Source organism: Polaromonas sp. CT11-55, from assembly GCF_047303325.1.
In the GTDB taxonomy this organism is placed as follows: Bacteria; Pseudomonadota; Gammaproteobacteria; order Burkholderiales; family Burkholderiaceae_C; genus Polaromonas.
This window is the reverse complement of sequence record NZ_JBKBEX010000003.1, coordinates 346,420-369,397: the sequence shown is the minus strand read 5'-3', so window position 1 is coordinate 369,397 and position 22,978 is coordinate 346,420. Positions and strand designations below refer to the sequence as shown.

Here is a 22,978-nt window from a genome sequence, read left to right as displayed (position 1 = left end):
CCCACAACATATTCAGTGAGGAAGGCCTGGTTGCGCGCCCCCATCTGGAACTGCTCCTGCAGCCGCGCCTGGAACAGGGGCGCGACGACCAGGCTCAGGCCGACGATGACGGCGAGGATGGCCAGCACGATCAGCGTCAGGGTGACGCTGTAATAAAACATGATGGCGACAAAGATCAGCAAAAAGGGAAAGTCCAGCATCAGCGTGACGGCCGCGCTGGCGATAAATTCGCGAATGGTTTCCACGCCGTGCAGCCGCGCCGCGATGACGCCTGTGGGCCGGTGCTGGAAGTACAGCGGCGGCAGCTTGAACAAACGCTCGAACACCGAGGAGCCCAGCACCGCATCGACCCGGTTGCCGGTGTGCAGCACCAGGTATTGGCGCAGCCAGGACAGCGCCGCGGAAAAAGTCATGAACACCAGCATGCCGATGGCGATGACGATGAGCGTGCTTTCGGTGCGGTGCACCACCACCTTGTCGATGATGGCCTGGGTGAACAGCGGCGTGGCCAGCGCGATGAGCTGGATGACCAAGGAGGCCAGCAGCACCTCCTGCCAGAGTTTTTTGTGCTTGAGTAGCTCGGGCACAAACCAGCTGAAACCGAATTTGCGCGATTGCCGCGCCTGGGCTTCGCTGTCGGGATCGGCGGCTGGGTCGGCCTGCGGCGTGACGCGCGTGATGTGGCCGTTGTAGCGCAGGGCGAACTCGGCCAGCTCCAGCGTGCGCGGGCTGGCGTCGCCGGCTTCGATCAACAGCAGCTTGGTGGTGTCGGCTTGCAGGACCAGGGCTGGCGCTGTTTGTTCGGGTGCCTTTGCTTCTTCCGTGCCGGGGTCTTTTTGTTCTTCACCGGCCGCCTGGACCGGGGCGGGATCGGCCGCCTTGGGCTGCAACCAGGCGATCAGCGGAAAGCTTTCCTTGTCCAGCTTCCCGGCCTTGGCCTTGTGGTGAACAGCGTCAAAGCCATAGGCCTGCATCGCGTCCAGCAAGGAGCGCGTTGTGTAGGGCGCCGCCAATTGCTGGCGCGCCAGCGCGTCCGAAAACGGCTTGCGGTGTAAGGCGCAGACTCCCTGCAATGCCCAGAAAAAGGCATCTCCCGAAATTTTTTCCTTGTGCATCCCGATGGTCCCGTAAGGAAACCTGTAGTTAGTCAGCTCGTCGACTCACAAGCCAGACCGCCCCTCCTGACGCTCAACTCTTCTTCCGCTGACTGATGGCGGACTTTGGAGTCTGATTAAACGGGAGTTAATCTGAAGACGCAACTCATCTTCCCTGTTAGCCCTGACAGATGATTAATCCATGGCAGAGACTCTCAATAGGCCGCAGATAGAACCCGAAAAGCTAAGTCTTCCCTATCGAAGAGCTAATTCTTCACTCATAGCAAGACGTCAACAATCTCGCTTGTCTTCAGTTTTTGAGAAAAGTTGGAGAGAACTAATTTGCTACACGCCGAGCTGTGAATATTTACAACGTACGAGCAGACATTGGTTAGCCTGACAACTTCGGCCAGTCCTCGCTGGGCTGCAGGAAGGCCCACAGGTTGATGCCCGATAGGACCTCCGTAGCCGGCGCAGCTTCCGACTCGCCCTATTTCTGTTGAATGGGGGTGCGGACAAAAAATTGAACCGGTTTATGTTGAAAATCCAAGGCTCTCTCGGTATTCGACGGGGCTCAGAGAGCCAAGAGAGCCAAGAGAGATCTTGATCCGCTTCTCGTTGTACCAGCGGATGTAGGAATCGATTATCTGAATAACCTGCTCAATGGTTGTGATCTTTGGTTATGGTCTTCCAGTCCCGAGGATAGAACAGTTCCATTTTCAGCCGTCCGAAGAAGCCTTCGCATGCCGCGTTGTCAGACGTTGGGCATTGCGGGATCAGATGTCCATCCGCGAGATCTCCAGGCGTGCAGGCCTGGCTCGTAACACAGTGAAGAAGTACCTGCGGTCAGATGAGACCGAGCCCAGCTACGAAAGACGGGTCAGCTCAAGCAAGTTCGATCCCTACGCCGAAAAGCTGGCCACCAGGCTGGGAATAGAGGCAACAAAGTCGCGGAAACAGCGGCGCACCTTGAGGCAGATCCACACACTCAGCCCAAAAGGAGAAGATCAAGAACTTATCCACATGGGGATGCGGACAAAAACTTGGACTACCAGGAGGTAGTTCATGTATTCATACGAAGACAGGATTCAAGCAGTCGAGCTCTACATCAAGCTCGGCAAACGCGTGAGGCCAACCATCCGTCAGCTGGGTTACCCCACCAAGAATGCCTTGAAAGGCTGGTGCCGGGAGTATGAGCAACGGCTCGATTTGCCGGTGGGCTATGCGGGTCGGCCTCCCAAATACTCGCTGGCGCAGAAGGAGGCAGCTGTTGAGCACTACCTCACTCATGATCGGTGCATTGCTGCCACCATGAGGGCGCTGGGCTACCCCGGTCGCGCGACATTGACCGCTTGGGTTCGCGAGGCGCTTCCTGAGAACAGGAAAGCCGTCGTTGGCAGCGCTGGGCGCCGAAAGTATCCCGAGTCGATGAAGCAGGCCGGGGTCATCGAGCTTTGCACCCGGCGAGCAGCCGCGCAGGCTGTGGCTGAAAAATTAGGCGTTTGCAGGCCGACGTTGTACAACTGGAAGAACCAGCTAACTTGGCCGAGAGGCCCCCGCATCCATGAAACACAGCAACAAGTCACCGCCAGTGCCAGAACGGGCGGAGCTGGAGCGCCAGCTCGAATCACTGCAACGCGACATCCGGCAACTGCAGCTCGAACGCGATCTCTTGAAGAAGGCCAATGAAATATTAAAAAAAGGCCTGGGCGTCGATCTGCAACTCCTGACCAACCGGGAGAAGACATTGCTGGTTGACGCCCTCAAAGAGCGCTATGCCCTGCCAGAGCTCCTGGCTCAGCTGGATCTGGCGCGCAGCTCGTACTTCTACCATCGAGCCCGTGTAAACGTGGCAGACAAGTACCTTGCAGTGCGGCAAACCCTCACCGAAGTCTTCGAGCTGAACCATCGCTGTTACGGCTACCGCAGGCTGCGGGCCTCGTTGACCAGGCAGCGCGTCACCATCTCTGAGAAAGTGGTGCAGCGCTTGATGAAACAAGAGAGCCTGATCGTTGCCTGGCCCAAGCGGCGTCGCTACGGCTCTTACCTCGGCGAAATCAGCCCAGCGCCCGAGAACCTCATCAATCGCGACTTCCGCGCAACGGCCCCGAACGAGAAGTGGCTCACCGACATCACAGAGTTCCAGATCCCGGCCGGCAAGGTGTACCTGTCGCCCGTCATCGACTGCTTCGATGGCCTGGTCGTCAGTTGGACCCTTGGGACGCATCCCGACGCTGAGCTCGTCAACACGATGCTCGATGCCGCCATCGAGACGGTGGCCGGTGTCAATAATCGGCCTGTCGTCCACTCTGATCATGGAGCCCACTATCGCTGGCCCGGCTGGCTATCGAGGATCGGTGACGCGAAGTTGATTCGCTCGATGTCGCGCAAGGGGTGTTCGCCTGACAACGCTGCATGCGAAGGCTTCTTCGGACGGCTGAAAACGGAACTGTTCCATCCTCGGGACTGGAAGAGCACAACCATTGAGCAGTTCATTGAGGCCGTCGATTCCTACATTCGCTGGCACAACGAGAAGCGGATCAAAATATCTCTTGGCTCTCTTAGCCCCGTCGAATACCGAGAGAGTCTTGGACTTACGGCATAAACCAGTCCAAGTAATTGTCCGCATCCCCCTCGGATCAGACTTCAGTGCAACTCAACAGACTGTCATTGACTAGATGCATGCTTGTTAAATTGCACACAATGAAGGTTCGCTTAGCTCCGTGTGTGGTCAACCGACGCATGCACCTAGCGCTTGTTCTGGTCCACCCACTCCTGCATGGCTTTTCGCTCTCCCTCCCGAATGGCTTTGTTTCGAGCGACCAGATAGGTTCGATACCCCTGCCCTGCGTTGACGCAGGTCGCATCTGCTAGCTGCTCATTGACAGGTCTGGGCTGACAAGCCTTCAGCGCCTGCAAAGCCTCGTCGGGATGTGCCGCGTAATACTCCGCGGTTTTCGCGCCACAGGCGGCGAGCAACAGGGAAGCGCTGACCATGGTCATGAATTTGAAGTGACTGATTTTCATTGGGCTCTCCAGTGAGTTGGAATGTTCTCTATCGGCAACAATGGCCGCGCTACAGTGAATTGCTAACCGTCAGCTTGAACAACAGTACAGGCATGCGCAAAGGCCACAGCAGAAACATCCAAAGCTTGGCGCCAAAGACGTTGTCGATCGTGTTGTGCACGGGATGGAATTCGATCAGACGACCCATGACGTAGCGGGTCATCACAAAGCCAAACCCGAAATGAATGATCAATGCCAGAGCGCCGGTGATGTGCTTGCTGGGCAACAACATCACGCCCAGCCACACAACCATCGCCCCCAGGTAGATCAGCCAGGCCATGCCCAGCCCCATAGGAGCTGCATCGCCCGTCGCTTCCATGCCTTGATCCGCGGCCATTTCCTGCTCGCCCGGGTGCATGGTCTGTGGCGCTGCACTTATATCAAAGCCGCAGCTTCCGCAAAACCTCGCCTCGACCCTGGCGGCCGCGCCGCATTGCTCACAAAACTTCCTTGAAACATCGACTTCCTGCTCCATCGCCGTCCTCCTTGGTTAACCCGCAAAATGTACGAATTAGTGTGTGTATGAATGAGTATACAAATTTGATAGTCGAGGAGTGGTCACTCCCCCTATCGATCCCCGTAAAACGCTGGGCCTGCGCGTCAAGCAGCTGCGCGCAGAGTTCCCCCTGACCCAGGAGGAGCTCGCGGACCGCTGCGGGCTGTTTCGCACCTATATGAGCCGGATAGAGTCCGGCCTGGCCAATCCGACGCTGACCGTCCTGCATACGCTGGCCAAAGGCCTCGAGGTGGAAATTGGCGTGCTGCTGACCCTGCCAGAGGCCAAACCTGCCGCCAAGGTGCGGTCGGCCCGCCCAGTCTCCCGCGGCCGGGTCTCGCGCTAGCTCTCACAGACTGCCTCCATCCAGCGCAGCATCACCTCCCGGTGTGCCAGCGGCGCGGTTGTGCTGGCATAGAGATGAATCATCCAATGCTGGCTCCTGGCAACCCATTGGCCTACGGACAGATCACCATCTGACAGCACTTGGGCCCACACCAGGCTCATCCAGTCCAGCTCAAGCGTTGCCAAATCCCCCAGTTCAAGGTAGCGCCCCGAAAAAGTCGAGAACTGTGGATGGGGTGCGCGATTCGATCTGAAAATGGCTATCCCGATCCCCAGGTCGCGGCTGTCCAGCTCCAGACAATTGCCGCCGTTGCCAACTGAGGCTCTCCATCGGCGGCTCGCAGGAGGGTGCAGCCCTGCCAATGCATCCGAACACTCGGCCATCCGCTCCGCCAGATACCGCTGGGCCTGGCTGAACGCTTCCAGGCAGGCCGCCTTGGCCCTCAACGACCGGAGATCGCTAAGTGCCTCGGCCTTGAGCTGGTAGGTCTGGATTTCCGGGCAGCGGTCCAGCCATGCGGCGAGCTCCCTGCGGCGCCGCGCCGTGATCGGGTGCAGCGGTGCGTAGATGACCGCGGACTCTGGTGCCCCGCCGATGAACAGGGCTCTGGGCTCGCACCATTGAATCAGCCGCTCCCACAACGCATCTTGCCGCCCCAGGTCACGGGAGGCCGTCCGCACAGTGAGCCGCAAAACGAACTCCGTCATGGATGCCTGCCCTCCCAGCGCGCGGTGAAACCCGTCTTTTCGGTTTCGACGCAAAAGGTGGGCGGCCGATCGCAAACAAAGCGCCGGCCCGAGCCGCGCAGCTCCAACACCAGAGGCGTTCCGGTGGCAATCACCACGGCGTGCCTGAGCGGCAGGAAGCCCCGCTCGGTCTCGATCACCACCCGTCCCGTTATTCCGCCCGGCGCGCTCATATGAACAAAGGCGCCTAGCGGCTGGGTGGACATAACTTCATCATTGGCCCACCAGAGCTGGACAGCCAGAAACAGCAAAGTGCTGGGGATCGCCAGAATGGCCAGCACCGCGGCGACCAGCATGTAATGCGTGGAGCGCTTAAGCGGCGGTATGACGCGCCTGTGCCGGGGGTTCTGGTTCATGGGCACTCCTTGGCGGAGGAGTCCGTGGCCTGCGGCGGTGCCCAAATGGCATTGGTCTTGAGGTGGGCCAGATGGACCACGGAGGCCAGGCGGGCGACCTGCTCCTCATTCACGTCCCCCTCGCCATCGAGCCCCAACACCGCGGACAAGGTATCCGCCTTGCTGGCATGCCAGGTCCTGAGGGTGCGCAAAGCATCCTCCAGAAACAGGCCGCGAAGGATTCGAACCCAGTCGCCGTCCAACGGCATCCGCTTGTAGCCCTCGATGACCGCTACCCGGGCGCAATGGAACAGCCCACAGGGATAGACAAACGCCGCGAGATGGACCAGCTCGCGCTCATGCGGCTGAACCAATGCCGCAGACTGCGCCGCTCCGGCAGCAGCCAGGGCGACCTCCAGCGGCACCCACGCGGCCGTCTTGGCTTGCGGAGCGATCACCGCATAGTTCTGTACATCGGAGGCCAGCCTCGGGAAGAAGTAAGCGGACACCGCGCTGTCATCGCTAAAAACCTGGCGCGCAAACTTGTTCAGCGTCGGATCGCTGTAGTGAGGCCGCAGCCGCTCCAGGCGATTGCGCTGGAATATCGGCGGGCGGGCAATTCCGACATAACTGGGCAATTGCGCCGCCGGCGTTGCGGGAGAAGGGGCGGCCCCTTCAGTCGTGCGAATGGACGAATTGGGTTTGGGTCGAGGCAGCAGTTGACTCATAGGTTTCCTTTGGAATTTGTGAATGAAAGGAGCGACGAACGCGGCACATATGCGAAGGGCGTCGTTGCTAGGCTCCGTCGACAGGGTTCGATGAGCGGGCGGGCGGCGCCGGCGCTGCGGTGGTCAGAGGTCCGTGCCGGCTTTCTTCGAGGGGGACGATCTTGAAGCGCACGAAAACCATTTGCGCGTCCTCGCGCAGCATCAGCAGCAGTTCGAACCTCTCGAGCGCAGTGAGCTTTTTGTCCATCACGGCGTCGCCAAAGATTTCGCGGAGCTGGGGCGGGATGCTCAGGGCCGCAAAGGCGGTCAGATCATCGACCCGCATGGTTTGCGAGGGCCAGGTGGGGTAGTCCTCATTCGAAGTCTTGGGATGGGCCGCGGTATCGGTGTTGGCGGGCTGCTCTGAAGAACGCAGCATTTCTGGTGGCTTGTTGTCTTGGTGCTTGTCTGTGGTCATGGTTGGTTCGCCGCTTGTAGGTTGAATGTGAAAATTTCGGGCAAAGCCGTCCCCCGCACCGCTGCAAGAGGACTTGCGGCGGTGGTGATTTGAGGTCAGGCTGAAAGTTGGAGCGTCAGGTGAGCCAGCAAACTGGCTGCGGTCCTGGAGCGCTCATCCGCCACGGGGGCGGCTGGGGTTCGCTGCCGCCGTAGGCATCGCGAAGGGCAATGGCTTCGCCATCAGGCGGGCGAGGAGCCTGCGCTGCGATTGGTGCTGCGCGCCGGCCGCCATGCACGCCGCGGGGTTTGGGGATAGGCTGCGGCGCGATCTCGCCGGCGGGCACGTACAGCGTTCGGGCCTCACCCGCACCGCCCTGCCCCGTCCCTTCGACCGGGATCAGAGGCCCAGCCGACAAGCGGCTGGCCAGCAGGCGCTCCATGGCCGAGCCGTCCTGGCGCGTCAGGTTGGGCACGTAGCGGCTGTAGACGCGGAACAGCATTTCGGTGCTGGTATGGCCCAGCTGGCGGGCGATCCATTCCGGCGCTTCACCGGAGGCCAGCCAGAGCGTGGCGGCGGTGTGCCGCATCTGGTACGGGCGGCGCTTTTGCAGCCCGAGGTGGCGCAGCAACGGGTACCAGACCCTGTCAGAAAAGTTCTTGTTGTCCAGGGGCGCGCCCGCCAGATTGCAGAACACGTATTCCGACAACTGGCCGGTCGCCTTGAACTGTTCCTGCAGGGCTTCGAACACCGGCTGGCTGATTTGGATGTCGCGCTGGCTGCCGTCGGTCTTGGTGTACTCGTCTTCTCCGAGCACAAAGGTCTCGCGCACGCGGATCACGCGCAGGTCGAAGTCGACGTATTTCCACTTGAGTCCGTGCACCTCACCGGTTCGCATGCCAGTGAAGAAGCGAACCACGAAGTACCACTTGTAGTCGGGCCGCACCGTTGCGAGGATGCGCTGGACGTCGGCCAGGCTGAACGGGTCCACATCGGTCTTGCGCAGGCGCAGCCGCTTGATGTTGGTCGTCGGCGTCGTGAAGCCGAGCCGGTCGGCGGCTTCATCCAGGATCTGGTTGAGCGTGCCGATGATTTCGTTGATGCGCTTGGGCGAGAGGCCTTCTTTTTCTCCCCGGCCCTTGGCTTTGGCGAGTGTGGCGCGGAAGGCGAGGATGTCGGACTTGGTGATTTGGCCGACGGCCTTGCCTCCGAAGTGGGGGATGAGGCGGCTGTTCAGTGTGGACAGCAAGGATCGAATGTGGCTCCTGCGCCATTCGATGCTGTGTTCGTCTACCCATTGGTTGGCGAAGGCTTGGAACAGCGGGGTACAGTCTTGAACGACCGTTACGGTTTCAATGAGTGCTTCGACAGGCGCGGGTAATGAATCAAATCGAGCGGCAAGCGCACTCTCGGGGAAGAAGTCCCGATACCTAAACGTGCCGTCTTGCTGAGCTTTTTTAATTTTGTCGATCACCCCCTGCACACGCTTTTGGTTTTGCGGCGATTCAGGTAATGCTGTTTGCTCCCGACACCGGACTCCACGGTATGTGAAATCGATGACCAGCTTGCCAGTTTCTTTGCGTACGGTAACCTTAGCCATTGAGGATCGCTCCGTTGGCCATGGGGATTGCAACAGAACCGGTAGGCGCATGGCTGGACATGACCTTCATGTCGCGCTCAATGGGCTCCCACACAAACAGAATTTTCCGCCCTCCAAAGGGTCGCAAATAATGCACCCCCTCCAGCAAAACGCTGTCTTTAAGGCGTTCGCGAATCGTGCGGACGTCATATTTAATCCGCGAGGACAGTTCGTCGGTGGTGAGATATGTCTGACCTAACATTGCTGGCTCCTTTACAATTTAAGTAGCAAGCGATAAAAATATTTATCACTTGATTCAAATAATATCTGATCAAGCCAACTATTCAAGTCATTTGATAAGTTTTTTTATCTTTTTATAATTCCTTTAATCATGATTCGATTTAAGCTCGGCGAAATGATTGAGAAAAAACAGTTCGCTGAGGGGCGCCGAGTCACGATTAATGAAATCGCGACAGCAACTGGATTGAATCGAATGACACTGTCAAAGATTCTTAACTCGAAGGGTTACGGCACTGGGACGGAAACCATCGACAAGCTCTGCCAATACTTCAATTGCAGAGTGGAGGATTTGATGGAGCATTTGCCAGAAAACGTCGGATAGCCGGGATTCGCTAAAGTACTGGCACCTATTTATGATGGAGCGACACTTCCGTGAGTTTGCTACGAGCAGCCACAGTTAGATCTCCTAGGTCGATACGCCCCTGTACTCATGCTGCTTGCGTATTTGCCTAGCCAATACACAGTCGTACGAGGCGCCGCCAAAAGGACTGATGGTCCGATCGCTTCGCAAGGTCCGGGTTGGGAGTTACGATCATCGTCCCCACCTATTTAGTGAGAAAGTCAGCAAGGCACCAGCCCAAAGGAAACTGAAGACGAGCCGCTGCCGTAAATGAACGCACTGATCAAGCCGACAACCCTTCCATTCGCGGGCTATGTCTATCAGACATTGGTTGGCTTCAAGCTGCTGACGGATTGGCTGGACGATCCCGGTCGCTACAACTGGGTGGTATTCGAGGCCCATGGCGAAGGCGCAAAAGGGCTCGATGACTTGATCGCCGCCCGCAGCGACGGCCTGCATGAGTTGATCCAGGTCAAGTTCACGGTTGATGCGTTCCGGCCTGAGCATGCGCTGTCCTGGGAGTGGCTGCTGTCGCGCAAGGGTGTCCGCGGAACCTCTCTACTGCAGAAGTGGTCCGCCGCCGTGGCTGACATTGGGCCGGCCTTGGTGCACTCGGCGGCGCTATTGACCAACCGGCGACCAGATGACGAATTTTCCGCCCACTTAGCGGACGCGCGCGTGGACTATGCTCGTCTTGACGTTGACCTGCAAAAGCGGATCGAAGCAGATCTGGGTGGACCTCAGGAGGCGAGAGATTTCTTCAATTTGTTTCGCTTTGATCACAGCTTCACCGGACTCGAGTCCTTGGAAGGGCGGGTCATCGACCACTTGGTCCCCCGGCACACGGACCGAGATGGCTGGCTTAACCTGTTTCGCAACGGCCTTGACTGGGCCATTCGGAAAAACTCACCTGCTCCGGCCGGGCGCATCACCATGGCCATTCTGCGCGGAACGATCTCAGCGCGTAGGCCACGGGTCCTCAACCAAGAATTCAAGATTCCCGAGGACTACCGGCCGCCGGATGCGGAGTTTGCCGAGCGCTTCTTTGCGGATGTAACGCAGCAGGCGCAGGTGCGGGTGTTGTGGGGATCGCCGGGCCAAGGAAAGAGCACGTTCCTGAGCTTTGTTTGCCAGCGCATGCTGGATGCCAAGTTGCCATTCGTCCGGCACCACTACTTTCTCGACCTGGCCGACACCAGAGAACGGCTGACAGCGAATGCTGCCGCGAACTCGTTGATCTGGCAGATGCGCACCGAGCACCCTGAGGTAACGTTGCCCCCGAACCAGGAAAGTACTGACCTGCGGGCCTGCATTGCTGCCTGCGCGGAGCACTATGGTGCGAAGGGAAGGCCCTTCACCGTCGTAATCGATGGACTGGACCATGTCTGGCGAGAGAATGATGAGGACATCTCGCCGTTGGAGGGACTCTTCCGGCAGTTGCTCCCGCTCCCCAATAACGTATCCTTGGTCATAGGTACCCAGAAAGTCGATGCCAGCCGGCTACCGGGCCGGTTGACGGACTACGTGAACGCCTCACGGTGGGTCGAGCTTCCCCTCATGGATCTCGAGGCGGTTCACCATTGGCTTGGTGTCCAGTACAAAGAGGCATCCTTCGATGTCCCGGCCAGCGCGCGGCGAGACACGCTTCCAGACCTCGCGAAGGCTTTCGCGTCGGTGTCCGGTGGACATCCTCTGGTTCTCACCTACATTTTCGAGCGTCTTGCCAGCGACTATCGGGAACTGACTGTCTCGCGCGTTCAAGATGCGGATCCCGCTCCGTCACCCAACGTCGAGGTGTACTACCAGGGGATGTGGAGGCGCCTGTCTAGCGCCGCAAAGGATGCTCTCCACCTGCTGGCATCGTCCTCTTTTATATGGCCCGAACACGGATTGGAAAGCTGCCTTAATTTGGAAGGCAGCCTCGTAATGCCGGAGCTTGGCCACCTGTTGGTCGAAACGGACGCTGGACTGCGTGCCTTCCACGGCAGTTTGCATGTTTTCGTATGTTCGAGAGACGACCACGTGGGGCGCGCCGAGCTCCTGCGGCCGCGCGTGGCAGCTTGGTTGAAGGAGGACGCGCCAGCCCATCTCCGATGGGCGTGGTTGTGGATCTACCAGCAACGCAGCGGACAACCAGCCGAACTCCTGGAGGGGACAACGCGCGACTGGGTGGTGACGTCATTGGCCAAAGGCTACTCCAATGAACAGGTCACCCGCATCCTGGAGGCTGCGGAAGATGCCGCCTTCGGGCAGGCGGACTATGGCCTTCTTCAGCGCAAGCGCGCGCTGAAGAGCCGGTTGGAGAATGGCATGACCTTTCAGGTGGATGATTCCTCCATACTCTGGCGATGTGCCAAGCTAACTTGCGAAGACCCGAATGTCGTAGCGCTTCTGGCGTCTGAGCTCAATGCCGCGTCATTCGAAGAACTGCATCTCCTCGCCCTGTCGTATTTGGGCTTTGGGAACGTCGAGTCCGCAATCAAAGTTCGGGAACAGATGCGTCGCAGATTCAACGCCAAGGTGGCGGCACATGCCTTCGAGCAGGGCGAGCATGATAGCGATGGCGCTCTTTTCCTGGAAATCACGGCCAAGACGGACAGCTTCGACCCACCCAACATCGTGCGATTTCTCCGGCACAAAGAAGATGCCTCTGTCTTTCGGACATTCCTGGCCCACTTGGCAACGTCCAGCACGCTCGATCGGCTGCTGTCGTTCGGCGATGTTGCGATGCCTCTGCGGATGCGAAAGCAGTTCGAGGTGGAAGCGGTACGCATGGCCGGCCTCAACCTTGCCGCCGTGCACGTCTGGCCAGCTTTCTCTCGCTTCGGCACGCATCCCCTCTCGGTGTGCTGGGCTCAGCTGTACGTACCGGATGCCGTGCCCCCAAGGCGTCCTCTGCGTCGGCATCCCGTCCTGGATATGGACGGCGATCGGTTCCAGGAAAGCGACACGGAATTCGCAACCTACCTGCATGAGGCGTTCTTCCACTGCGTAAGCGCCTCGCTCACCCTGAACGGCGCCCCGGATTCCGACGCCATGCCCGTACCGAAAGCACGACCGTGGCTCAGCGCGGCCCTGAAGCGGCTGGAGTTGGTCGCGCAGACTGCGGGCAAGGTGCTCGCGCGCGGCGATACGACCGCATTTGCGCTACCTTACCGACTTCTGGAACTCGCGCATCCAGGCAACAACGAATACGATGCAATGTCGGATTACCGGGCGTTTCGCAGGGCGGCCACGCTCATCGCGGCCGACCTGTTCCTTCTGACCCGGCTGCGCACAAAACTTGACTACATCCCCGGTGGGGAGTGGATTGCCGCTCGGACCTCAAGCGTTTTTTTTGCCGAGGACCTTTGGCGGGAACTCTTCTTTAACCTCGGCTACCGGCTGCTGAATCCAAGCCTAGTGGCCGAGGAGATTCATTCGCAGGCGAAAAGTATCGCAGGCGAGGTCATCAGATTCAGCGACGCGGCGAATGAGCTGACGTCGCTTGCCGAGTGGGCCACCGCCTATGGGCTGCAAACGGAAGCCAGACAGCTTCTGGAGAGCTGCTATAGATGGGTCATAGGCTACGGTTGGCGCAAGGACTCATATCTGCATCACGTGATCCGGATGGTAGAGGAACTTTTGCCTTCGGACCCCGATACGGCCTCCCGGCTTGTCCTTAGGCTGGCACCCATCATGGACCGGATCGGCGACATGACCGAGGACTCGGGTGTGTATGAGTCGGATCTCTCAGCGCTGGTGCTTATACTCCTGCCCCAGCACTTCGCTGCGTATTACCGGCACTGGCTGGCCCAAGAGGAATGGTACGTGGCCGAACGATGCTTTGGGGTGTTTGCAAAGCACGCCAGTGGGCAGGACCCATTCACCCCTGCAATGGCCGCGTTCCTCTGGGACGGCATCGGTTTCGCAGAGCTTGAACGTCGTCCCGAAACCCGCGTACTGACCGGGCGCTGGAACGAGCGGTCCAGCAAGGGGGCCAAGCAAGCGACCCCGGAAAAGGAGGTTAGGCCGGCGCCGACGGATGGCCCCGCCGCACCCGCGCCCGATCCACTGCAATTCCCTCCGGTCAAGCTGGAAGAATACCTTGCCGCCCTGGAGGTGATGCGCAAATACGAGCTTGAGCGCAAGCTGCTTGGAGACTGGTTTAACCACTGGCGCCACGCCGGAGCTGCTGTCGACCTGCTGAAGGCCGTCAAACGGGTGCACACGGAAAAAGGATTTCGCAGCCGCGGATCAGAACTGCTGGATCTGTGTTTTCCATTGAGTCTGGAGGCAGAGGGGCCTTCCCGTGCATTTGAATGGCTTGTTCTCGCACACATCGAGCGCTCAGGCTGGGAGCAACACTTCTACGGTTCCGAGGAGAGCGACCGCCGGTTGACGGCTGTGGTGAACCACTATCCCAAACGCTGGGAAGAGTTCCTCAGGCGCACTACAGTCCCAGAAGCCAATCGCTATGGTGCCGGACGCGTCGCGCCTGGCACCGTCTTAGTGTCGTTTCTCCTTGAGCTGGGTGAAGTGGCCAGAGCGTCAAATCTAGCCGAGACGATCGTTGACATCTCGTGTCAGGAGTTCGACATGCAGCCCCTGCAAAGGCCGGCCTGGCTACCGGTGGAAAAATGATGGATGCCTCACTCGTCGCTTCCATCGCAGCCGCGAGGCTGGCCCTGCCGATCCCTACGGCAAAGCTGCTGACCGCGTGGGAGTTTGCCAAGGCGCTTGGCACTTCCGAGGGCCGCCAGGTTGGTTGGCCCGCTCTGCGGGAATGGCTGGCCACGCGCAAGTTTGAGTCCGAAATACTCGAGGGCCTGGTGCCTGTAGTCATCAGTCGCTGCACATCAAAAGAAGCGACCGAACTTCGAAAGACGATCCAGCGCCCGTCGCTGGCGATGGACGTGATGCTCGCGGCAGCCACAGGTCAATCGACTCTGTTGCCATCGTGGCAAGGCTGCCATAGCGGCCCAGCCCCGAAATTCGCCGAGCTGAGTACTGAAGAAGCACTTCTTGCATCAGGTCGAATCCTGCCTGGTCTGTTCTCGACCGAGTTTGAAGAATTGCAGGATAGGTCGGGTAAACCATTCCTCCGTCAATGGGCGTATGAGTACCAAACGCTCGAAGCGACACGCGGCTTTCCTCAGAGTGAGCGCTTTGATTACTTTGCGAACGGTGAGCAAGGCGCGTCCGGCATGGTCGTCAGTCAACGCTCCCACGCCGCCCGATCCGCATTTTTGCGAACACTCGCATATGCGAGTGAATATTGGAGCATGCCGTTGAATCTCGCTCACGATGTCGCAACGGCTGCATTTCCCGGCGAGACAACCCTGCTGCGGATGGCGCCAGGACTACCACCGGAGTGTGCTGGGAAGCTGTACGGCGCAGTTGATGGAAATGAACTCTCCGCTGAAAACATCGCTTCAAGGGTGCTGGACGCTCTTTGCTCCGACCCGCTCAGCTTCCCAATGCATTTTTCTGGATGCGTGTACGACTCCCCGATGCTCACTATCGACGTGAGTGCATTTGCGATTCCGGTGGTTGTCGGCTACGAAGCAAATATCTGGGTTCACTGGTATCAGAGGATGCTTGGCAATGTACAGCTGGAGCGCAACAGTTCATTCGCACTAGTAATCTCTGCTCTTCAAGATCGGCGTCTCGCCGGAGATCCTTCAATCGTGGCGCCCCTGCTTGCGCCCATCCTGCCGAAACGAGTCGGGTATTTTCATGCTGACCTGATCCAGCGCCCGCCTTACCTGCCAGCCTGGGTACCAGGCGACCATCCGATACTGGCTTATCCAAGGGAAGGCGGCATGGCGCTCGAGATGAACGGCAAGCTCGTAGGCACGATGCGCCATTGGATGGCCAACTGGAACCCGCTGGTTCTCAGAGATGCGCCAGCCGGAACAGCCAGCAGTACGCACATCAATGCGGAGCTCGTTGGCTTATATGAAAACGTAATGGAGCGAAAGGTCGGCCATGCATGTGCTGTGACGATTCGGCGGCGTACGAAAACCTATGGGGATTGGTCTTCCGAAACAAGCGAATGCATTGTCGAACCGGGGTAGCCCTGCTCGCTGCATTCCCTTTATCGCCCATTCGATGACAGGTAAGCTAGACGAAGAAGGTGCCCATCGCTAGTGTTTCGCTGAACTCGTCGAAGCTGCCGCTTCGATGCAGCGTACGCACCTGCCAAAGGTAGAAAGCTCTGAGCATTTCACCCTCAGAGCCAACGCTCTCGCGGTACACCGTGCCACGCGAAATGAGCGCCGAACCGCAATTTCCACTTAACTGTCTCGGGCGAGCCGGTCCCCAGCCCGCGTTCCAGTAGCCAAAGTCTGCGATAACCTGACCCTCTGCCTTGACCTCAAGCTGTCCATCACGCGGTGTGACCTCCATCTGATCGACACCAGGCAGCGTAGGAAGGAAGAGGCGAGACGGATAGAGATCGAGCTGCAAATAGCCCAAGCGATCAAAGTCCAGCGTTCCGGCCATCGGCCAAGCCTTGCTCTTCACCTCGGCCAGTCTTTCAAGTGGCGGTGGAGCCAAGATTGTCGTTGTTCTGAGCGGCTCTAAGCCTGCACTGGGGAGCGCCTGCCCACGACGCCAGAACGCCTTGAGATGTGCTCCCAGGTCCGCATCCTCGACTTGACTGCCAACGGCCTGCGACCAACGCACTAAGGAAACCTCCACACACTGTCCCATCGACATCACGACTGGCGAGCTGAACGCGATCAGTTCCCCATCTGGCTGAACAGTCTTTACACGGTCAAGCAAGGCTCTGAGTGCGGCTTCGACCGATACGGCGTCGCCGTCAAAGTCAGTCCGTCCCGGAAACCAATCGGGGCGTCTCGGTCGTAGCAAGGCCAAAGTCGGATGAACCGGTAGCGCCAGAAGCGCCCGCTCACCCGCTAAGTCTGCCGGCATGCCCCAGAACTGCTTTGCGACCGCCAACGTGCGAAGGTAGGCTGAAATGGCACGAAGGGCAGCGCGCGCCGAGAGCTGGCCGCTGAACCCATCGCCTAGCGATCGCGTGAAGTGCCAGGGATCTCCTTGGTAGGGAGCGTCGGGGTAGGCCGCTCGGTTCTCCGCCCACTCATAGGCCATCTGTCGGACAAACGACAGCCCTGTGCTGTCCTCAAGTCTGCTCAAGGCTGTCCGGAACATCCTGGGCAGATCCACCCCTTGCACCCTGTCGAAGTCGTCGGGGATCTCAAAGTCCTCGGGCGCCTCCTTCAAGCCAGCGCCCCCGGCCTGCGGCGACAACCCAAGGTCATCCAAATACAGATCGGAAAGCAGAGAGGGCTTCGGTATGCTGCTCGCCAGCTCAGCGACGGGTGAGTAGCCGCGTCCTCGTGCTGCCATCCAGAAGATGCACAGCCCTTCGACGACCTCGGCCTCCAGCTTGCGCGAGCGCAAGAACTGAAGCAAGGCGGTCTGGGTCTCGGCCCTCGAAGCGGGTTCGCCCAGGCGGACCGCCAACTCCTGCATGGTCCACCACCGTGCAGACGTGGAAGGCCATCCGAGGCGAGCGATGAGAATGCGAAGCTCGTTCATTAAGTGGCCGACGCGGGGAGGGAGGCTAGTTCAGCCGCCCAGCGCGGTGGTTCCAGCGGGAGGGTACGGGTGTCCTCGATGACGCAGTTGACCATCGTCTCCGCGAAACTCACCGCCTCCGCGATACGGCCCTGCCGTACGTAGAAATAGACCATCACGTCGGTGGGTGCAACGCGTGGCGGCGTGGGTTCGCCGAACATGCCATAGGTCGTCTCGGCGACAAACTCGTCGCAGCGTCCCGGGTAGTATTGAGCTACCAAGTCGAGACGGGCACGGGTCTTCTTATCACTCTCGACAAACCCAGTCCAAGCGCCGCCATGGATGTGCGCACTGACCAGATACTTCCAGGCTGCATTTGCTCCGCTCAGTTTGCGCCTTGTATGGAAGGCGAGATCCGATAGGTCAAGCACGTCCCTAGTCCTGCCCTCTTCCGACAGAAGCAAATCGTCCAGAGCATCGAGCAGTCTTTTCCCGTGGCCTTTGGTCGCCCAATGCTGATACCAAGCGCGAAGGTGCTTCGTTCGCTCGTTGTAGCTGCCAGACAAGCTTTCGATCAGCTCGTTCAGTTGCTCAGGTTCGAAGGCTGAGACGTCGCCTTCATAGGGCTTGCTATCAATGCGGGTCCCTTCATGCTCCTGCCGCTGCAGTAAGCCTATTTCCCATCCACTGTGCTCCTGAAGAACGTGGAGGCGCTCTGCGGCACTCAAACTGCCATCTTGCGCCAGTCGCCGAAGCACGTCACGGATCTCTGGATGCAAACCTGTGCGCATCAGTGCGTCCAATGGCCAGCCATCCTTCACCCCTTGCTCCACGTATGCGCGTAAGCTGTTCTCTGCCTCCGACCAGTCGCCTGCATGCGTGTGCTCCTCGTACTTGACCACCAACGCTGAGGGCCTCAACTTCGCCAGCAGTTCGTCGGCTGCCGCCAGAACATGTCGTGTGCCCTTCCCGTCTGTGTAGTCCAGCACGTGATGTATCTGCGGCGCGATGCGACCCAGTAACCGACGAGCATCGTCCGCCGCAACATCGACCAGATCGCCAATGGCATCGACCGTGTTGTTCAGCGTTGGGTCTTTGCGATGTGCATAGCCAGTGGTCAACTCCCAGGTCTGTTTGCAAAGCTCGCGAGCGTCGGTATTGTGTCCGTGGGCTAACGCAATAGCGCAGAGCTGGAGAGGTGTCTGTAGATGCACACTGGTCTCTTGGCGGATCTCTGCATCAAGAGCGGAACGCTGAGACTTCACGAATTTCGCTGCTGCTGGGTCGGCCATCTTCGTCAGTGATCCGGCTGCGTACTGGGCGCGAAAGGACCCGCTGTCGAACCATGCGCACCGACCTGCTGCCTCCATTGTCTCTTCGGTCAGGGCTACATCATCGAAATTGCCCAGCAGAATACTGCCAAGACGAATATCGCACGCGATGCGATGCAGCGCATTCCTGAAGTCTTCGGTCGCCGAACTTCGGTCGTGACTCTGCCTGAAATTCCGAAATTCCACCGGCCCCAGCAGCTCATAGAGTTCGTGGAAGTCCACAAATTCCCCGCGCCACCAGTGATGAGCGACCTGAGCAGCAATGCCGGAGAGTACATCGAGAAAGTCTGTGATGTTCTCCCTATTCTCATAGACAGGCGCGCGCACGTATTCGAACTCGGTCTGACCTTCCGCAGCCATACAAAGGCCCAGATGCACAGCGCTGAAGAACCAGTGGTGCGCTAGCGCCGCCAGATCTTCCTTGCGCTCGTAGTAGTTGCCCTTCAGCCACTCCACGGGGATAGGCGCAGTCAGCGATTTGGAGACTCGTTTTTGCCCAGCCTCCACTGCAGCAACAAGAGGCGTCTGGGCAAGCGCGCTGAAATCATTCCGCTCCACGATGCTCACCCCGGCGTGCGCGGCCGCGCGAATGCAAGCATCGCTGATGATGTTCTTGTCCTCGCCGTTGGCTAACGGAGCAACAAGCGTCATCAAGTCATCCAACTTACCCTCCTCAACCAGCATCCTGACTCGAGGCAGCCATACTTCCGGATCGTTCCAGGCGACCAACTTCGCAAGCCCCTTGGGAGTGGCGCCTATGGCGCCAAGTCGCGCAAAAGCACCGGCCAGGAACTTGGCGTCAGCAGAGCCGGTGTTAGACGTATACCGGCTCGAGAACCGACTTAGGCCTCTGAATCGATGAAGCGCCTCTTCACCGCATGTTTCCGCCAGAACCTTGTCGCCTCGAGCATGCAAGGCCAGCCCAAGCGCGGCAACCCGCAGGATATCTGTCTCGTGCCTGGAGGCAACGGCCTCGCGAACGACACTTTCCTCTGCCGTCAGCGTCAAAGTGAAAGAGACGAGCCTGGCCATGTCGTCGTCCTGCATCTGGAACTGGCTACCACCGACCATCCGAGCCTTGAGGTGTTCCAGACGATAGGCTTCAGCGAACGCACCCGTGTTCAGCGCGGCAATCAGAGCATCTGTGAGCAGCGTATCGAACAGCGACTCCGGATGCCCCTCTTCCAGGCGAAGCATGACCCAGTCGCGAGTAAGACCCATGATGAGATTCTTGGGATCACCGAGCTTCGCCTGAACCGTCCAGAGCCAGTTTACGCGTAGGGAAGTTGGAGCGGAGGTCTCCAACCATTGCGCGACCTCAGGCATTAGCGCCTTGATACGGTCCGCGTAGCCATCCGTCGAGCGCACGTACACCGCCAGGCTTTCGTGGAAGACCTTCAGGCCGGCCGCCGACGAGTGAAGCAGATGTTCGACCTTCTCGACCTCCGGCGCTGCCAATTTGACCGTAGCGGCGATCTCGCCAAACGCCATCCTTGGCCAGAAGAACGGGAAGGCGCAGACAAGTCGCAGCGCGTCCTTCAGGCTCGGGGGAAGCCTCTCCCACAGCGACCCATAGTAGAACTTTGCGTCCTGGCTCAGATCTCCATTGAGCCGCTCGACACTCCACTTGGAAAGATTGCGGCCAGCATGTTCCAGCTCGGCGGTCGCATAAATGACATGAAGAGGATGGCCATTAGTCCTTGCACGAAGCTCAGCTGCGGCGTCCTGCAGTTGATCCTCGGCCTGCTCCTCGCGCTCAAAGCCCGTCGTGAGCCTTCCCTCTTGAACCGCCTTGCGCAGATAAGACAAGACTGCGTCCCCCGACATTGCCGGAAGAGTTCTCCACTTGGCCTTTGGGGCGGAAATAAGCAAGTCAGCCGGCAACTGAGCGTCGTCCACAGGTTGAGTACCGACAAGCAACACCATGTTGTCTGGGCAGGGCACTATCTGGGAGAACAGGTCGTCCAGCGGCCGCTTGTCCTCGGCGTTCATGCGCCAGACGTGATCCAAGCCGTCCAGGATGAGCACGAATGGCTTGCCGAGCGCCTTGTAGTGGGTAGCGCAGGCCTCCAGGAGCGAGCGCAGGTCCCCTGACACCTTCGAGACGTCCGGATGAAATTGATTGACTTGCGCCCTGATGGATTGCTCGACTACATTGCTGTGAACCCGGTCGCGTCCCCTCTCTGTCGTCGAGAGGAAGTAGTGATGGCGGACCGTCGGAATGTCCTGCTCGGCGAGCGTGTCGCACAGAGCGCTCAGGTAGGTGCTCTTCCCGCGGCCGGGCGGCCCCGTGAGGACGATCACCTTCCCAGCAGCGGCAAGGGTGTCTCGAACAAACTCCGTGTGGAACGTCGCGTCTGGCACCTCATAGCCTTTGGGGACGACGAAGTCCTCCGGGAGGGGCGCCGGCGGCACCGCTCGCAGAATAGTGCGAACTTCTGTCAGTGTGATCCAGCCGTCCGGCGGCGGGAAGTTCTTCCGCGTCGCCCAGTTCAAGGCTACGTTCTTGAGAACTGCGATGCCCTCGGTGGTGCCATGCATCCGAAGGCGCGCGTCGACCTCGTGCTCTAGCGTCGCATATCCCTTGTCGCTGTGTTGAATACGAAGCTGACTGAAAAACTCCTCGCAGTCTTTCGCACTGCCAAGCTCCGCGATGACCTCCGACCGTCTGGGACCATGGATCTTGGCGAAGGAAATCCTGTCCGCGTCCAGGCAGGCCTCGATGTCAGCATCCGGTCGGCGGTTGGTAGTGAGCGAGAGCTCGCCGATGCGCGCCGGGTCCAACTTTTTGAAGGCATCAAACCACTTGCGCAGCATCGACCTCGACCGCGCCGTCTTGCCGGCCTTTTCGAGCATCCAGTCCCAGGAGAGCAGGTGGACGTTGGGGTCAGGGGTGAACTTGACCTGCTGAAGATTAACAAGACCATCGCTGCGCTCGACGACGATGTCGTCCAGCCCTGTCGGCGCCTCGGCCTCATCATCGCACTCGAATTTCACCCGGACGTAGCGAGCCGGCGCATCGAGCCAGTTGCACAAAACCCTGAGGCCCTGCCGATTCTGGTAAATGTAGCCTGCGGCAGTGATTGCGGTTTTCTTGATGTCTTCAGACATGGATCGAATCGCCTCCGGATGCTGCCAAGACAACGTCAGCACGCTCAGCGAATTTGGTAATGCGGTTGAACACAACGATACGGGGGTTGTCAGTTACCACCGGAAAGCGCGAGACGACCATATGCTGCACGGCGTCGACGGCCAGTTTCATCTTCAGCAGATGCTCGCGGTTGCGCTCCTTCACCAAGGCCTTCTCATACGAGCGCACGAGGCCACGGTTGTATCGAGCGAAGACGACGGCATCCGAGTCGACGTTGGACAGCCCGATGAAGTTGTTCTTGCACTGGACGTTCCAGATGACGCCATTGCGCAAAGTCACTACGTCGAACTCCTGTCGGGTGATGCGCACAATGTCTTGGACCGCGAAGCCCTGCTCCTCAAGCGAGGCCTTGACCAGGTCCTCGAAGATGAAGCCCGCCCGGATCTGGAAGCGCTTCTTGCGATCAAGGACCCGCGCTCGCCAAGAGTACACGAAGCGGCTTAAAAGTGTGACAGTGGATAGGTAGTGATCACCGATTAGAACCAACGGCGCGTAACTCGACAGGCACTCCATATAGGTGTTCGCACCGCACGTCAGCGCGGTCACCAAGGCCTGTGATGCACCTTCCTGCACTGTCAGCGTCACCAATTCCGCCGGGGAGATGCGGATCCAATAATCATCATCAATGAAGTCTCTGGACAAGCGGCGCACCAACGACGCCGCGACGGAGAACTCGGTGCCGCGCAGATTGAACTCAGCGTAAATCGCTTCACTGAACAAGATGTCGTTTCTCAACTCCGCAGCCGAAAACAGTCGGTCGGAGCGGAGCGGCTCCCTAGTCTTGAGGATCTGCTGACCTTCTGGCGAGTTGGGCATCTCGACGATGGAGACGCGCTCAGGCTCTAAGAAAATCCCGTCCAACATGGCCAGTTCAGTGCTCAGATCATCCGGAATGCCCAAGTGCTTCTGCGCGAGTTTCACCATCAGGGCGTACTGTGCACCCATCATCGGCGCCGCGCTGAATTCCACAATGGGCAGGAAGACGTTGAGGGTGTCCTGTTGCTCGACGAATAGGTTACCGCGGCAAGCGATTGGAATGAAATGCAGCAGTCCCACGAGGTGACGCCGTCGCGACTGAAGATAGCCCATCATCGTCGCCAGCGACTGAAAACCGCTTGCTGCCTCAAGGGCTCCATGGTGCGCGAACGCCATGCCAATGGCGGAGCCCTGGACGATCAGCAGCGTGAGCCGCTCGACAAGCGCATTATCGAACCTCGCAGCCAGACCTTTGCGGATATGCGCGAGTTGAAGAAGGTACCGATCACTCTGGAGGACCGGAAATCCGAACAGTTGCTGCTCGAAGGCGTCATCATCCCAGTCAATCGTGTACAGGTTGATTAGCTCCTCGATTGTCCGCAGTGTTTCCAGCAGATGCAGTGCGGCCGAATTCGCTTCGTAGGGAGCCAGCGCGGCACCGACGCGCGTCTGAAACTCAGCCAACCTGCTTTCAATCTCATCGCGAGAAAATGCTTCGGTCATTACAAATATCGGTAACAGATTTTT

17 protein-coding genes and 2 pseudogenes are annotated in these 22,978 nt (G+C 59.1%); 6 read left to right on the top strand and 13 right to left on the bottom strand.

The annotated features are described in order from the left end of the window. A partial coding sequence (locus ACEN8I_RS05325) for an ABC transporter transmembrane domain-containing protein (RefSeq protein ID WP_413327040.1) occupies positions 1 to 1,115 on the bottom strand: 1,115 nt, incomplete at its 3' end. Between the two features lie 512 nt (positions 1,116 to 1,627). Then, positions 1,628 to 1,850 (bottom strand): annotated as a pseudogene (locus tag ACEN8I_RS05320) (IS3 family transposase); the annotation flags it as partial. Between the two features lie 24 nt (positions 1,851 to 1,874). On the opposite strand from ACEN8I_RS05320, the pseudogene ACEN8I_RS05315 reads away from it, so the two are divergent. Both ACEN8I_RS05315 and ACEN8I_RS05310 read left to right on the top strand, forming a co-directional pair. Beyond that, positions 1,875 to 2,078, top strand: a pseudogene (locus ACEN8I_RS05315) (IS21 family transposase); the annotation flags it as partial. 81 nt (positions 2,079 to 2,159) lie between these two features. Beyond that, a protein-coding gene (locus ACEN8I_RS05310; protein WP_413327038.1) for an IS3 family transposase occupies positions 2,160 to 3,699 on the top strand; the annotation gives its coding sequence in 2 pieces (ribosomal slippage) (positions 2,160 to 2,633 and positions 2,635 to 3,699; 1,539 coding nt in all). Positions 3,700 to 3,842: 143 nt separating this feature from the next. Here the strand turns inward: ACEN8I_RS05310 and ACEN8I_RS05305 are convergent. After that, positions 3,843 to 4,121, bottom strand: a complete 279-nt coding sequence (locus ACEN8I_RS05305; RefSeq protein WP_413327036.1) for an EexN family lipoprotein — start codon at positions 4,119 to 4,121, stop codon at positions 3,843 to 3,845. A 49-nt stretch (positions 4,122 to 4,170) separates the two neighbouring features. After that, positions 4,171 to 4,635, bottom strand: a complete 465-nt coding sequence (locus ACEN8I_RS05300) for a hypothetical protein (protein WP_413327034.1) — start codon at positions 4,633 to 4,635, stop codon at positions 4,171 to 4,173. A gap of 79 nt (positions 4,636 to 4,714) precedes the next feature. Between ACEN8I_RS05300 and ACEN8I_RS05295 the strand changes: the two genes are divergently transcribed. Continuing rightward, on the top strand, positions 4,715 to 5,002 hold the full coding sequence (locus tag ACEN8I_RS05295) for a helix-turn-helix domain-containing protein (RefSeq protein WP_413327032.1): 288 nt from the start codon (positions 4,715 to 4,717) through the stop codon (positions 5,000 to 5,002). On the opposite strand, the gene ACEN8I_RS05290 is transcribed toward ACEN8I_RS05295, so the two are convergent. The 6 genes from ACEN8I_RS05290 to ACEN8I_RS05265 all read right to left on the bottom strand — a co-directional run bounded on the left by ACEN8I_RS05290 (position 4,999) and on the right by ACEN8I_RS05265 (position 9,088). Beyond that, positions 4,999 to 5,709: a hypothetical protein gene (locus ACEN8I_RS05290; RefSeq protein WP_413327030.1), complete on the bottom strand. Its 711-nt coding sequence runs from the start codon at positions 5,707 to 5,709 to the stop codon at positions 4,999 to 5,001. The two genes, ACEN8I_RS05295 and ACEN8I_RS05290, sit on opposite strands and share 4 nt — an antisense overlap. Next, positions 5,706 to 6,104: a hypothetical protein gene (locus ACEN8I_RS05285; protein WP_413327028.1), complete on the bottom strand. Its 399-nt coding sequence runs from the start codon at positions 6,102 to 6,104 to the stop codon at positions 5,706 to 5,708. Before ACEN8I_RS05285 ends, ACEN8I_RS05290 begins: the two co-directional genes overlap by 4 nt. Beyond that, positions 6,101 to 6,811 carry a hypothetical protein gene (locus ACEN8I_RS05280; RefSeq protein WP_413327025.1) on the bottom strand — a complete coding sequence of 237 codons (711 nt, stop codon included), beginning with the start codon at positions 6,809 to 6,811 and terminating at the stop codon, positions 6,101 to 6,103. The genes ACEN8I_RS05285 and ACEN8I_RS05280 overlap by 4 nt, the downstream gene beginning before the upstream one ends. 67 nt (positions 6,812 to 6,878) lie before the next feature. Further along, on the bottom strand, positions 6,879 to 7,268 hold the full coding sequence (locus ACEN8I_RS05275; RefSeq protein WP_413327023.1) for a hypothetical protein: 390 nt from the start codon (positions 7,266 to 7,268) through the stop codon (positions 6,879 to 6,881). A 115-nt stretch (positions 7,269 to 7,383) separates the two neighbouring features. Next, on the bottom strand, positions 7,384 to 8,847 hold the full coding sequence (locus ACEN8I_RS05270) for a tyrosine-type recombinase/integrase (RefSeq protein WP_413327021.1): 1,464 nt from the start codon (positions 8,845 to 8,847) through the stop codon (positions 7,384 to 7,386). Further along, positions 8,840 to 9,088, bottom strand: coding sequence for a hypothetical protein (locus ACEN8I_RS05265; RefSeq protein WP_413327019.1), 249 nt, complete (start codon positions 9,086 to 9,088; stop codon positions 8,840 to 8,842). The genes ACEN8I_RS05270 and ACEN8I_RS05265 overlap by 8 nt, the downstream gene beginning before the upstream one ends. 129 nt (positions 9,089 to 9,217) lie before the next feature. On the opposite strand from ACEN8I_RS05265, the gene ACEN8I_RS05260 reads away from it, so the two are divergent. From ACEN8I_RS05260 to ACEN8I_RS05250, 3 genes are all read left to right on the top strand, one after another. Then, complete coding sequence (locus tag ACEN8I_RS05260) at positions 9,218 to 9,448, top strand: helix-turn-helix domain-containing protein (protein WP_413327016.1); 231 nt, start codon at positions 9,218 to 9,220, stop codon at positions 9,446 to 9,448. A gap of 288 nt (positions 9,449 to 9,736) precedes the next feature. After that, a complete protein-coding gene (locus ACEN8I_RS05255; RefSeq protein WP_413327014.1) occupies positions 9,737 to 14,089 on the top strand; it encodes a hypothetical protein in 4,353 nt (1,450 codons plus the stop codon). Continuing rightward, a complete protein-coding gene (locus tag ACEN8I_RS05250; protein ID WP_413327012.1) occupies positions 14,089 to 15,525 on the top strand; it encodes a hypothetical protein in 1,437 nt (478 codons plus the stop codon). The genes ACEN8I_RS05255 and ACEN8I_RS05250 overlap by 1 nt, the downstream gene beginning before the upstream one ends. A 46-nt stretch (positions 15,526 to 15,571) precedes the next feature. Here ACEN8I_RS05250 and ACEN8I_RS05245 read toward each other — a convergent pair whose 3' ends face one another. The 3 genes from ACEN8I_RS05245 to ACEN8I_RS05235 form a co-directional block, all read right to left on the bottom strand. Beyond that, complete coding sequence (locus ACEN8I_RS05245; RefSeq protein ID WP_413327010.1) at positions 15,572 to 16,948, bottom strand: multidrug DMT transporter permease; 1,377 nt, start codon at positions 16,946 to 16,948, stop codon at positions 15,572 to 15,574. 65 nt (positions 16,949 to 17,013) lie between these two features. Further along, a complete protein-coding gene (locus tag ACEN8I_RS05240; RefSeq protein WP_413327007.1) occupies positions 17,014 to 21,435 on the bottom strand; it encodes an NACHT domain-containing protein in 4,422 nt (1,473 codons plus the stop codon). Further along, positions 21,428 to 22,954, bottom strand: a complete 1,527-nt coding sequence (locus tag ACEN8I_RS05235) for a hypothetical protein (protein WP_413327004.1) — start codon at positions 22,952 to 22,954, stop codon at positions 21,428 to 21,430. Before ACEN8I_RS05235 ends, ACEN8I_RS05240 begins: the two co-directional genes overlap by 8 nt. Between the last annotated feature and the right edge of the window lie 24 nt (positions 22,955 to 22,978).

Excerpts from the sequence above, each read along its gene's own strand:
- ACEN8I_RS05305 (WP_413327036.1), bottom strand. The coding sequence starts at position 4,121 with ATGAAAATCAGTCACTTCAAATTCATGACCATGGTCAGCGCTTCCCTG.
- ACEN8I_RS05300 (WP_413327034.1), bottom strand. The coding sequence starts at position 4,635 with ATGGAGCAGGAAGTCGATGTTTCAAGGAAGTTTTGTGAGCAATGCGGC.
- ACEN8I_RS05290 (WP_413327030.1), bottom strand. The coding sequence starts at position 5,709 with ATGACGGAGTTCGTTTTGCGGCTCACTGTGCGGACGGCCTCCCGTGAC.
- ACEN8I_RS05285 (WP_413327028.1), bottom strand. The coding sequence starts at position 6,104 with ATGAACCAGAACCCCCGGCACAGGCGCGTCATACCGCCGCTTAAGCGC.
- ACEN8I_RS05280 (WP_413327025.1), bottom strand. The coding sequence starts at position 6,811 with ATGAGTCAACTGCTGCCTCGACCCAAACCCAATTCGTCCATTCGCACG.
- ACEN8I_RS05275 (WP_413327023.1), bottom strand. The coding sequence starts at position 7,268 with ATGACCACAGACAAGCACCAAGACAACAAGCCACCAGAAATGCTGCGT.
- ACEN8I_RS05270 (WP_413327021.1), bottom strand. The coding sequence starts at position 8,847 with ATGGCTAAGGTTACCGTACGCAAAGAAACTGGCAAGCTGGTCATCGAT.
- ACEN8I_RS05265 (WP_413327019.1), bottom strand. The coding sequence starts at position 9,088 with ATGTTAGGTCAGACATATCTCACCACCGACGAACTGTCCTCGCGGATT.
- ACEN8I_RS05260 (WP_413327016.1), top strand. The coding sequence starts at position 9,218 with ATGATTCGATTTAAGCTCGGCGAAATGATTGAGAAAAAACAGTTCGCT.
- ACEN8I_RS05255 (WP_413327014.1), top strand. The coding sequence starts at position 9,737 with ATGAACGCACTGATCAAGCCGACAACCCTTCCATTCGCGGGCTATGTC.
- ACEN8I_RS05250 (WP_413327012.1), top strand. The coding sequence starts at position 14,089 with ATGGATGCCTCACTCGTCGCTTCCATCGCAGCCGCGAGGCTGGCCCTG.
- ACEN8I_RS05245 (WP_413327010.1), bottom strand. The coding sequence starts at position 16,948 with ATGCAGGAGTTGGCGGTCCGCCTGGGCGAACCCGCTTCGAGGGCCGAG.
- ACEN8I_RS05240 (WP_413327007.1), bottom strand. The coding sequence starts at position 21,435 with ATGTCTGAAGACATCAAGAAAACCGCAATCACTGCCGCAGGCTACATT.
- ACEN8I_RS05235 (WP_413327004.1), bottom strand. The coding sequence starts at position 22,954 with ATGACCGAAGCATTTTCTCGCGATGAGATTGAAAGCAGGTTGGCTGAG.